Origin of the sequence: Roseibium aestuarii, assembly GCF_008477545.1 — a bacterium.
Taxonomy (GTDB): domain Bacteria; phylum Pseudomonadota; class Alphaproteobacteria; order Rhizobiales; family Stappiaceae; genus Roseibium; species Roseibium aestuarii.
On sequence record NZ_VORA01000001.1, the window covers coordinates 1,844,730 to 1,856,682 of the forward strand.

Here is an 11,953-nt window from a genome sequence, read left to right on the forward strand (position 1 = left end):
TTCATCGCAACGTTCGAAACGCGTTGCCCGTCCTTAACACAAAAGAAAGCTCGGTCAGCAGTCTTTCTGCAGCCCAAACCCCCTTGCGCATCATGCGGTTCCCTCACCTGTAGGGAGCGGCATCACCGCAGTGCAAAACCTGCGGCCAACATGGCTGCCCAATATGGCGAGGCTGAGGCAGGCCGCCCCGGCGCGATCGCCCATGGCAGGGCGCGAAAAGGCTCAGCCGCCCTGCCCTTCCAGACGCGGCCGGAAGAAGGTCTCGATCGCCTCGACCATGGCGGTCGCCATGCGCTCGCGCCACTCATCGGAAATCAGCAACTTCTCGTCCTGTTCATTGGAGAGGTAGCCGAGCTCGACGAGCACGGAAGGGATGTCATGGGCCTTGAGCACCCGGAACCCTGCGGATCTGTGAGGATTGCCGATCAGCTTCACCGCGCTTTTCAGCTCCTCCACCAGCACATGGGCGAAGTAGCCGGAGAAGGTGCGCGTCTCGCGCCGGGCAAGATCGATGAGGATGTCCGTCACCTCCTCCGTCTCGTCGTGCAGCTCCACCCCGGCGATGATGTCGGACATGTTTTCCGACTGGGCCAGTTCCCCGGCCAGATCGTCCGACGCAGTGTCCGAAAGCGTATAGACGGTTGCCCCGCGCGCCAGCGAGCGGCCGCGAATGACCGAATCGGCGTGGATCGACACGAAGAGATCCGCCCCCAGATCGCGGGCGAGGTTCACGCGCTTGCCGAGCGCCACGAACGTGTCATCCTCGCGGGTCAGATGGATGGTGTAGCGCCCCGTCTCCTCGAGCTTGCGCTTCAGGATCGAGGCGAAGTCGAGAACCACCGCCTTTTCCAGCGTGCCGCCGACACCCTCGGCCCCCGTGTCCAGCCCGCCATGACCGGGATCGATGACGATCACCGGACGGTTGCCGTCGCCCCCCGACAGCTTGTCGCCCTTTGGCGCACCCTTGCCCTGAGCGAGGCTCGCCCGCGACGTCTCGGCAAAGGCGAGGAAGTCGGACCGGGTGCTCTTCACCAGATCGATCACCATGCGCGCCGGCTGGTCGTCGACCGCCGGCAGCACGAAGGTCTTGTCCACCCGCGCCGGCTCAGACAGATCGATCACCATGCGCGACTTGCCCGGGGCAAAGAGGCCATAGCGCCAGGCCGTCACCAGACCGCGCCCCTCCTTGCCCGCCGCCGGGTCCAGATCGAAGGCAACCTCCGGCAGATCGAGAATGAGCCGGTAAGGATCGGCGAGCCCCGAAATGGCGATGCCGATCTGGTCGCTGAGGTCGATCACGAATCGGGTGCGCACCGCGTCCCCCGCCACCCGCGCGCCCGTCACCCGCAGGAGACCGGCCTGGTCGCCCCCGGTCGATGTGGATGGCGACTGGGCCTGAGACTGGGTCTGAGACTGGCTTTGGGCCGAGGGTTCGCTCTGGGCCGAAGCCTTGTCAAAGCCAGCAAGACCGGCGATCAGCGGCCCGAGGACGAGAGCGCAGAAAAGCACGATCCCGGCGCGCGCAGTCCCACAGCCCGCATGGTTTCGCGCAGTCCGGCCCGGATCCTCGCCCTCGCTGGTCTGCGGGCCAGGACGTTCTGCCCGAAACCATTCCTGCCACCGGTTTCCTGCCATGAAGCGCGACTGCCTCCGCTCAGATGATCCTCAAGGATGCCTGCCTTATCCTGTACCTCATCCGGCCGCAGGTTCGGCCGGATTTTCAGGCCCGCAAGGGTTAGGGTCGCCCGGCCACCCGCGTCAACCCCGCCGTGACACCAGCCCACCGGCCACCGGGGCACAAGCTCGCAAAGATGTCCCAGCGTCATCTTGTGAACAGCAATTTGGATCAAATCGCATTATCGCTTTCACATTGCTTGCAAACGCGCATCCGTGATCGTAAAAGTACCTTACGGATTTAGGTTTGAAACCGATACCGCCCCCGATGCCAGCGCTGGACTATCCACATGTCATCGCGGTCCGTCCCATTGTCAGGGCTCATGGAGGCCACAAACCCTGACGTCATGCGGATGGTCTTTCGGCGGTTATCAGGCTTTCGAAACCCGCTTGTGAGTCCCGCCCCGTCTTTCGCAATCCCACAAAGATCCGGAAGCAATTCAAGGGCGGGGGACCACCGGGGCCCCGAAGGATCCGTGCGACGGGGGATGCGGCGATCCCCGCCCATGGCGCATGCGCGTCGAGGCGGCCTGCCCTTTTCCCGAGAGCGACAACGAAGACCAATTCACAGGCCTGCGGCCTCAGGAACGACGCGATGCAACAAGGTTTCGACAAGATGGAAGGCCCGTTTCACACGGCCCCCTTTGTCGCCTTTGCGACCGCGATTGCCGCAGCGCCCTACCCTTTCCCTGACTTCCACAACATGACGGCAGCCGCTCCAGCGGATTATTCACCGCGCGCTTTCTGCGCGGACCTGGAGCCTGCCGTGGAGACTTTCATCTATGGCAAACAAAATGCTGATCGACGCGGCCCACCCGGAAGAAACCCGGGTGGTCGTCGTCCGGGGCAATCGGGTTGAAGAATTCGATTTCGAAGCGGCAAACAGGAAGCAGCTTCGCGGGAACATCTATCTGGCAAAGGTGACGCGGGTCGAACCGTCCCTGCAGGCCGCCTTTGTGGAATATGGCGGAAACCGGCATGGTTTCCTCGCCTTCAGCGAAATTCATCCCGACTACTACCAGATCCCGGTAGCCGATCGTCAGGCGCTCCTGGAAGAGGAAAGCCGCCAGCACGACGACCATTCCGACGAGCCCCGGGACGAAAAGCCGCGCCGCCGCCGGCGCCGGTCCTCCGCCGCCCGCAATGAAGGCGCTGCGGATCAGGTCTCCGACGACACCGAAGCCAGCGAAGATGGCGCCGAGGACGAGGATAACGTTTCCTCCAGGTCCCGCGACGATGACAGCCATGACTTCGCCGAAGATGGATCGGACGAGGACAGCGTGGAATCCGTTGGCGCCGAAGACGCCATGGAGGAAGTGCCGGTCCGCCGCCAGTCGTCCCGCCGTCAGTACAAGATCCAGGAAGTGATCAAGCGCCGCCAGGTGCTGCTGGTTCAGGTCGTCAAGGAAGAGCGCGGCAACAAGGGCGCGGCTCTCACCACCTACCTGTCGCTCGCCGGCCGCTACTCCGTCCTGATGCCCAACACCGCCCGTGGCGGCGGCATCTCCCGCAAGATCACCCAGCTGACCGACCGCAAGCGTCTGAAGAAGATCGCCTCCGAGCTGGAGGTGCCGGAAGGCATGGGCGTCATCCTGCGGACCGCAGGCGCCAGCCGCACCAAGGCCGAGATCAAGCGCGACTTCGAATATCTGATGCGCCTGTGGGAGAACGTGCGCGAGCTCACCCTGCGCTCGACCGCTCCCTCCCTCGTCTATGAGGAAGGCAGCCTGATCAAGCGCTCGATCCGCGACCTCTACAACAAGGACATCGACCAGGTTCTGGTCGCCGGTGAGGAAGGCTACCGCGAGGCCAAGGACTTCATGCGCATGCTCATGCCGAGCCATGCCAAGAACGTCCAGCCCTACCGCGATGCGTCCCCGGTATTCATCCGCTACGGGGTCGAGCCGCAGCTCGATGCCATGTTCTCGCCCCAGGTGACGCTCAAGTCCGGCGGTTACATCGTCATCAACCAGACGGAAGCGCTGGTGTCGATCGACGTGAACTCCGGCAAGTCCACGCGTGAGCACAACATCGAGGACACTGCCCTCCAGACCAACCTGGAAGCGGCGGAAGAAGTCGCCCGCCAGCTGCGTCTGCGCGATCTGGCCGGTCTGGTTGTCATCGACTTCATCGACATGGAGGAGAACAAGAACAACCGGAACGTCGAGCGCCGCCTGAAGGAATGCTTGAAGAGCGACCGCGCCCGCATCCAGGTTGGCCGCATCTCCCACTTCGGCCTGCTGGAAATGTCGCGTCAGCGCATCCGCACCGGGGTTCTGGAAAGCTCCACCACGCTCTGCCCGCACTGCCATGGCACGGGCATGATCCGCTCGGTCGAATCCGTTGCCCTCCACGTCCTCCGGTCGCTGGAAGACAACCTGCTCAAGGGCGCGACCCACAACCTGATCATCCGCACCACTGCGGAAGTGGCCCTCTACATCCTCAACCAGAAGCGTTCGAACCTAGTCGATCTGGAAGCCCGCTTCGCGGTCGAGATCACCCTGCAGGCCGAACACATGCACAACGGCCAGCTCTACCAGCTGGAACGGGCCGAACTGGTTGACCGGGAGCGCTACCCGCAGCCGGTGCTGACCACCATCCATCCTGACACCTTCGAGATCGACGACATCGACATTCCGGAGGACGAGGACGAAGAAGACAACCTGCCCGCCGGCGAAGACGCCCGCGAGGATCAGTCCGAAGACGAGAGCGAGAACGACGGCGACAGCGAGGGCGAAGGCCAGCGCGGTTCGGGTGACCGTCGCCGCCGCCGCCGCCGCAAGCGTCGGCGTGGTGGCAGCCAAGATGGCGCCAGCGAAGGCAACATGGCCGCCCGCGAGGACAGCTCCGACGAGAACGGCTCCGCAGAGTCTGACGATGAGGACACTGCCTCCGAAGGCGAGACCTCCGAAGCCGATGGCGACACCGATGGTGAACCGCGCCGCAAGCGCCGTCGCGGCCGTCGCGGTGGCCGTCGCAGCCGTCGCAATGGCGAAGGTGAAGGCGAAAACGGGTCCGAAGACGGCTCTGACGGCGAAACCGCCTCTGACGACGCCGACGCGGGCCAGGATGCCGCAGCTGAAGTCTCCGCAACCGAGGCCGCTCCGGTCGACGCAGCGGCTACCGAGGCAACCGTCTCCAAGGACGAGGCTGACGCCGCTCCGGCTGAGACCGTGACTGACGCCCCGGCGGTGGAAATGGCCCCTGAGGCCGTCGCGGAAGCAGCCCCTGAGGCTCAGGCCGTCGAGGCGCCGGTTGCCCATGAAGCCGAACCGGTCGTGGAAACCGTGGCCGAGCCGGTCGCGGACACCGTCGAGGCCCCTTCCGCCGAACCCGTCGCCGAGGCGGTGGACGAGACCGGCGAGCAGAAGGTCGCCGAGACCTCTGGCGAAGCCGAGACCGTCGCGGCCGATGAGGAGCCCGCAGCCCCCTCGGCCCCGGCCGAACCGGTTGTGACCAGCGAGCTGGCCTCCACCCCGGAGAACGACGACCCGAACCGCCCCAAGCGGGGCGGCTGGTGGCAGCGCCGCACGTTCTTCTGAGGACGACCGGCACGAGACATGAAAAAGGCGGCCCAAGTGGCCGCCTTTTTTCTTGCCTCGCCTCGCCGGTCGCTCGCACTCCTGCGCTCCCCTCACCTTCGTCACGCTCGGGCCCATCCCGAGCACCCAGTCTTCGACGCCTAAGGCTCGATCCTCGGCACGGGGCCGAGGATGACAAACACTGGGCGGCGCAGGGACGACGCGGGGATTCCCTAGCGGAGCCAGGCGCCCAGGGCCGCGAGGGCGGTTTCCATGTCGCCGGTCGTGCCGGCAAACGACAGGCGCATGAAGCGGGCCCCGTTGATCTGGTCGAAATCCGCCCCCGGCGTCCCGGCGACACCGGCTTCCGCCAGCATCGCCTTGGTGAAGGCGAGCGAGTCGTTGGTGAAGCGACTGATGTCCGCGTAGACGTAGAAGGCCCCGTCCACCGGCAGCAGCTTGTCGAACCCGATCTTCGGCAAGCCGTCGAGGAGAAGCTTGCGGTTGGCCGCATAGCCCGCCTTGACGATCTCCAGCTCACGGCCCGCCCCGAGGGCGGCTTCCGCGGCCACCTGCGACAGGCCGGGCGCCGAGATATAGAGGCTCTGGGTGAGCTTCTCCACCGGCCGCACCAGATCCTCCGGCAGAACCATCCAGCCGATGCGCCAGCCGGTCATGCAGAAATACTTCGAGAATGAGTTGATGATGATCGCCCGGTCGGAAAAGCGCAGGGCCGTCTCCTGAGTGCCCTGATAGACGAGGCCGTGGTAGATCTCGTCGGAGATGAACCAGATGCCTTCCCGGTCGCAATAGGTCACCAGGGCTTCCAGGGCCTCGGGTGTCATCATCGTGCCGGTGGGGTTGGCGGGGCTTGCCACCAGCACCCCGTGCACCGGTCCGTCCCGGCGGGCAGCTTCCAGATGCTCGGGCGTCAGGCTCCAGCGGCTGTCCTCACCCACCTCGACCTCGACCGGCACCAGCCCGAGCGCCTTGAGGATGTTGCGATAGGCCGGATAACCCGGCGAGGTCAGCACGATCCGGTCGCCCGGATTGAAGGCGGCGAGAAAGATGAGGTTGAAGCCTGCCGAAGAGCCGGTCGTCACCGCGATGCGCGCTTCCGGCACCTCGACCCCGTAGGTCGCCAGATAGTGCCGCGAGAGCCCCTGCCGCAGCGAGGGAATGCCGAGCGCCTGGGTATAGCCGATCCGGCCGTCTTCAAGGGCGCGGATCGCGGCCTCGCGGGCGGCAACCGGCGCCGGAGCACCGGGCTGGCCCACTTCCATGTGGATGATCCGCCGGCCTTCAGCCTCCAGACGCGCCGCCTCGCTCAGCACTTCCATGGCGAGAAACGGATCGACGGCGCTGCGCGCAGATACGGCCTGCCGGCTCACGGTCTTGTGCGTGATGGTCAAGTTGCCTCCGGGTGTCCTTGATTTGCCTCGTTTCCCTCTTACCATCCGCTCAATCCGCTTGCACAGACGGGAGCTTGACCTTTTCCCGGGCTGTCTTCTACGGTTCGTGCACTTCATCCAGCCGAGGACACTCGCCTTGCGCAAACTTCTGAGCTCCGGACTGACCGCCGCTCTGCTTCTGCCCACCCTCCTCGGCGTCCTGCCGACCGCCGCCCAGGCCCAGCAGCGCGGCCTGCCCCTGGTGCGCGACGCGGAAACCGAGGATCTCCTGCGCGACTATGCGGCGCCGATCTTCAAGGTGGCCGGCATCGGCAATTCACCGGCCGAGATCGTGCTGGTGAATGACAAGTCCTTCAATGCCTTCGTCCCCGACAGCAAGCGCATGTTCATCAACATCGGCGTCATTCTGGAGGCAGAGACCCCAGGCGAGGTGATCGGGGTGATCGCCCATGAAACCGGCCACATCGCCGGCCGCCACCTGGTGCGCCTGCGTCAGGCCGCGGCCAATGCCCAGATCATGTCCGTTATCGGCATGGTGCTGGGCGCAGGTGCGGCCGTGGCCGGGGCCAGTGCCGGGTCCAGCCAGGCGACCACCGGGGGCGCTGCCGCGGCACTGGGCGCCGGCGGCCTCGGTCAGCGCTCGCTCCTGTCCTATCAGCGCGGCGAGGAAGCCTCCGCCGACCGGGCCGCGCTTCGCTATCTCGAAGCCACTGGACAGAGCGCCAAGGGCATGTTGACCGTGTTCGAGCGTTTCGCCGAGCAGCAGGTCTTTGCCTCCCGCTTCGCCGATCCTTACGCGGTCTCCCATCCCATGGCCAACGAGCGCTACCGGTCACTGGCCGTCGATGCCCAGGCCAGCCGTTATTTCGATACCCCGGCGCCGGCCGCCCTGGCCGCCCGTCACGCCATGGTGCGCGCCAAGCTCTTTGCCTTCGTCAATCACCCCAACGAGGTGGCCCGGCGCTATCCCAAGAGCGACAGTTCCATGCCGGCGCAATATGCCCGGGCGGTGGCGGCCATGAAGAGCCGCTCCCGCAAGGCCATCGCCCAGATCGACGACCTGATCCGCCAGCAGCCGAACAACCCCCACTTCCAGGAGCTGAAAGGCCAGGCCCTGATGGAGGCCGGTCGCCCGCGCGAGGCGGTGCCCGCCTTCCGCAAGGCCGTGGCCCTGCACCCGCAGGAGGGTCAGTTCCTCATCTGGCTCGGCTATGCCCTTGTCGCCTCCAACGACAACAGCGCCCTCGCCGAGGCCGAAGGCGCCCTGAAGGGTGGCCTGCAACGCGACCCCAATTCCGGCATCGGCTACAGCCAGCTGGCAATTGCCCATGCCCGCCAGGGCGAGACGGCGGAGGCGGATCTCGCCACCGCCCGCGGCCTCATGATCCAGGGCGACTTCCAGGGCGCCAAGCGCTACGCACAGCGAGCTCAACAGAATTTGAAGCGCGGCACGCCCGCCTGGCTTCAAGCCGATGATATTCTGTCCTATAGACCGCCGGAGAACCTGCAGCGTCGGCGCTGAGCCGGCCCGGGCGCGTTCCGGAGACCCATACCGACTTCGTGCCGCGCCCGACCGGCCCGCACGCAAGCAACAGGAGCCTTTCATGTCCCATCTTCGCCTCTTCACCGCACGCCGGCTGCGGTCCGCTCTTGGCGGTCTTGCCCTCGGCGCCGGTCTTCTGGGTGCAGGCGTCTTCGGTGATGTCGCTCCGGTGCGCGCCGCCGACATGGACCGCGCCCAGGTGGAAACCATCGTCAAGGAATATCTTCTGGCCAACCCGGAAGTGATCCGCGATGCGCTCGCCGAGCTGGACCGCCGCCAGCAGGCGGCCGAGGAAAAGGCCCGCAACGACGCCCTGTCGAGCAGCGCCGACATTCTCTTCAACTCGGAGCATCAGGCCGTCCTCGGCAACCCGGACGGGGATGTCACCCTGGTCGAATTCTTTGATTACAACTGCGGCTACTGCAAGCGTGCCTATGCGGACATGGTGCGCCTGATCGAGGAAGACCCCAAGCTGCGCGTCGTGCTGAAGGAATTCCCGGTTCTTGGCCAGGGCTCGGCGGAGGCTGCCCAGATCGCCGTGGCGGTCAACAAGCTGGCGCCCGAGAAATACGCCGATTTCCACCAGGCCCTGCTGCTCCAGCGCGGTCAGGCGAATCACGCCAGCGCGATCGAGGCGGCAACCGGCATCGGCCTGACCGAAGCCCAGATCGGCGAAGTGGTGCAGACCGAACTCGCCCGAACCTCCATCAGCGAGGTCTACGAGCTGGCCGACAAGCTCGGTCTCTCGGGCACCCCGTCCTATGTGGTGGGCAACGAGGTGATCCCCGGCGCCATCGGCTACGATGGTCTGAAAGCGCGGATCGAGTCTGTGCGCAACTGCGGCCAGACCACCTGTTAATCGGGAAAAAGGCCCGGACCCCAGACGGTTCGGGCTTTTTTTCATCAACGGGAGTGCCTATAAGGAGCGATGATCGGCCCGCGGAAACGTTGGGGCCGCCTATGTTCAAGCTCAACCGGTACGAAAGACCTTGGACGCTTACGGAAATGACACCCCACGGGGCGGATTGTCTGGCGGGACGTACCCTCGCCGGAAGCCTCTGAGTGAAAGAGACCGCCGCCCTGCATGCGGATCCCTGCATACGGATCATTGTCCAACCGTCCGCCCACGCCAGGCGCAGCAGCCTGAATGGCGCAGCCACAGCCTGACCGATATTACGAAAGTTCAGCCACATGTCGAAAGATAACAAGAAGTTTGATACGGACCTGATCCGCGATCTTGCGCTGCTTCTCGATGAGACGAACCTGACCGAGATCGAGCTGGAGCAGACCGATTTCCGTGTCCGCGTCGCCCGCCAGATCTCTTATGACGCGCCGATCCATGTGGCCGCCCCGGCTCCGGTGGCAGCCCCTGTCGCCGCCCCCGCAGCCGCTCCGGCTGCTGCCCCGGCCGCCGCTTCCGCCGCAGTCGACGCCATCACCTCCCCGATGGTCGGCACCGCCTATCTCGCTGCCGAACCGGGCGCCAAGCCCTATGTCCAGGTGGGCGACAAGGTCTCCGTCGGTCAGACGATCCTGATCATCGAAGCGATGAAGACCATGAACCACATTCCGGCAACCAAGGCCGGCGTCGTGAAGCAGATCCTCGTGGACGACGCCCAGCCGGTCGAATTCGGCGAACCGCTCATCATCGTCGAATAAGGAGCGCTTGCTCATGTTCTCCAAGATCCTCATTGCCAACCGCGGTGAGATTGCGCTGCGCATCCTGCGCGCCTGCAAGGAGCTTGGCATCTCCACCGTGGCGGTTCACTCCACGGCCGATGCCAATGCCATGCACGTGCGTCTGGCGGATGAAAGCGTCTGCATCGGCCCCCCGGCCGCCCGCGACAGCTATCTGAACATCCCGCAGCTTCTGGCCGCCTGTGAAATCACCGGTGCCGACGCGGTCCACCCGGGTTACGGCTTCCTCTCCGAGAACGCCCGCTTCGCGGAAATCCTCGAAGCCCACAACATCGTCTTCATCGGGCCGACCTCGGAACACATCCGCATCATGGGTGACAAGATCCAGGCCAAGCAGACGGCCCGGGATCTCGGCATTCCGGTCGTGCCCGGTTCCGACGGCGCCGTGCGCCCGGAAGACGACGCCCATGCCATTGCGGCCGAGATCGGCTATCCGGTTCTCGTCAAGGCCGCAGCTGGCGGCGGCGGACGCGGCATGAAGGTCGCCAAGACCGCTGCCGACCTGGATGGCGCGCTGGCCAATGCCCGTGCGGAAGCCAAGGCCGCCTTCGGCGACGATGCTCTCTACATGGAGAAGTATCTCGGCAAGCCGCGCCACATCGAGATCCAGGTTCTCGGCGACGGCAAGGGCAACGCCATTCACCTCGGCGAACGCGACTGCTCCCTGCAGCGCCGTCACCAGAAAGTGCTGGAAGAAGCTCCGTCTCCCTGCCTCAACGTCGAGCAGCGCAACCAGATCGGCGAGATCGTCGCCAATGCCATGCGCAAGCTCAAGTACCGCGGCGTGGGCACCGTCGAGTTCCTCTATGAGAACGGCGAGTTCTACTTCATCGAGATGAACACCCGCCTGCAGGTGGAACATCCGGTGACGGAAATGATCACCGGCATCGACCTGGTCAACGAACAGATCCGCATCGCCGCCGGCGGCAGCCTGGATCTTCGCCAGGAAGACGTGAAGTTCGAGGGCCATGCCATCGAATGCCGCATCAACGCCGAGGATCCGCGCACCTTCATGCCGTCTCCGGGCACCATCACCTATTACCACCCGCCCGGTGGTCTGGGTGTGCGCGTCGATAGCGGTGTCTATCAGGGCTACAAGATCCCGCCCTATTACGACAGCCTGATCGGCAAGCTCATCGTGCACGGCCGCAACCGCGTCGAGTGCCTGATGCGCCTGCGCCGCTGCCTGGACGAGTTCGTTGTCGACGAGATCAAGTCCACCATCCCGCTGTTCCGGGATCTCGTGGAAAATCAGGACATCGCCAACGGACAATACGACATCCACTGGCTGGAACAGTATCTCGCAAACACCTCGGAGAGCTAAGGCTCTCCGGCGGCAACCGACGCGCCCATGGCAGAACACAGCGACGACATTGTCCTGGAAATCACCCCGCAGGTCCTGCTGAAGGCTTATGCCTGCGGGTTGTTCCCCATGGCGGAATCGGCAGAGGATGCCGGCCTGTTCTGGCTCGAGCCCGAACACCGCGGCATCCTCCCCCTCTCCGACTTTCATCTTCCCCGACGCCTGCGCCGCACGCTGCGCGCCGACCGGTTCGAGATCCGCATCTCCACCGACTTCGAGGCGGTGATCGACGGCTGTGCCGGTGGCGGTCCCGACCGGCCCAAGACCTGGATCAACCGGGAAATCCGCCGTCTCTATGGCGAGCTCTTCGACCTGGGCTATTGCCACACGGTGGAAGCCTGGGAGAACGAGACCCTCGTGGGCGGGCTCTACGGCGTCTCCCTCAACGGCGCCTTCTTCGGCGAAAGCATGTTCACGAAGGCCACCGACGCCTCCAAGGTCTGCTTCTCCCATCTGGTCGCCCGACTGATCGCTGGCGGCTACACCCTTCTCGACACCCAGTTCGTCACGTCCCACCTCGCCCGCTTCGGCACGATCGAAGTGGACCGGGACACGTATAACGACGAGCTCGCCAAGGCCCTTCAGGTGGAAGGCGACTTCTATGCCCTGAGCGCCGAAGCCACCGGCGCTGACGTGCTGGAGATCGTGGAGCGCCATTGCAAGGGCGCGCCGCAACCGGACCTGTCCCGCCCGTTCCCCGAAGACGGGGACGACGAAGACGAGGAAGCCTGAGCGTCGCCGG

The 11,953-nt window shown here is 65.1% G+C and carries 8 protein-coding genes; 6 read left to right on the plus strand and 2 right to left on the minus strand.

Annotated features, from left to right (window positions below):
* Window positions 1-222: 222 nt before the first annotated feature.
* Entirely contained in the window at window positions 223-1,509 is a 1,287-nt protein-coding gene (locus FR728_RS07820; protein WP_244304429.1) for an N-acetylmuramoyl-L-alanine amidase, read from the minus strand.
* A gap of 947 nt (window positions 1,510-2,456) precedes the next feature.
* On the opposite strand from FR728_RS07820, the gene FR728_RS07825 reads away from it, so the two are divergent.
* Window positions 2,457-5,216, plus strand: coding sequence for an Rne/Rng family ribonuclease (locus FR728_RS07825; RefSeq protein WP_149892000.1), 2,760 nt, complete (start codon window positions 2,457-2,459; stop codon window positions 5,214-5,216).
* A gap of 212 nt (window positions 5,217-5,428) precedes the next feature.
* On the opposite strand, the gene FR728_RS07830 is transcribed toward FR728_RS07825, so the two are convergent.
* Window positions 5,429-6,535, minus strand: a complete 1,107-nt coding sequence (locus tag FR728_RS07830) for a pyridoxal phosphate-dependent aminotransferase (protein WP_149892274.1) — start codon at window positions 6,533-6,535, stop codon at window positions 5,429-5,431.
* A gap of 208 nt (window positions 6,536-6,743) precedes the next feature.
* Here FR728_RS07830 and FR728_RS07835 point away from each other — a divergent pair, with 208 nt between their 5' ends.
* The 5 genes from FR728_RS07835 to aat all read left to right on the plus strand — a co-directional run bounded on the left by FR728_RS07835 (window position 6,744) and on the right by aat (window position 11,943).
* The gene (locus FR728_RS07835; protein WP_341872927.1) at window positions 6,744-8,129 is read left to right on the plus strand and encodes a M48 family metalloprotease; all 1,386 of its coding nucleotides are present in this window, start codon (window positions 6,744-6,746) and stop codon (window positions 8,127-8,129) included.
* 82 nt (window positions 8,130-8,211) lie between these two features.
* The gene (locus tag FR728_RS07840; protein WP_149892002.1) at window positions 8,212-9,009 is read left to right on the plus strand and encodes a DsbA family protein; all 798 of its coding nucleotides are present in this window, start codon (window positions 8,212-8,214) and stop codon (window positions 9,007-9,009) included.
* Window positions 9,010-9,341: 332 nt separating this feature from the next.
* A complete protein-coding gene (gene accB / locus FR728_RS07845) occupies window positions 9,342-9,809 on the plus strand; it encodes an acetyl-CoA carboxylase biotin carboxyl carrier protein (RefSeq protein ID WP_149892003.1) in 468 nt (155 codons plus the stop codon).
* A 13-nt stretch (window positions 9,810-9,822) separates the two neighbouring features.
* Window positions 9,823-11,172: an acetyl-CoA carboxylase biotin carboxylase subunit gene (gene accC / locus FR728_RS07850; RefSeq protein ID WP_149892004.1), complete on the plus strand. Its 1,350-nt coding sequence runs from the start codon at window positions 9,823-9,825 to the stop codon at window positions 11,170-11,172.
* Window positions 11,173-11,199: 27 nt separating this feature from the next.
* Window positions 11,200-11,943, plus strand: a complete 744-nt coding sequence (gene aat / locus FR728_RS07855; RefSeq protein ID WP_149892005.1) for a leucyl/phenylalanyl-tRNA--protein transferase — start codon at window positions 11,200-11,202, stop codon at window positions 11,941-11,943.
* Window positions 11,944-11,953 lie beyond the last annotated feature (10 nt).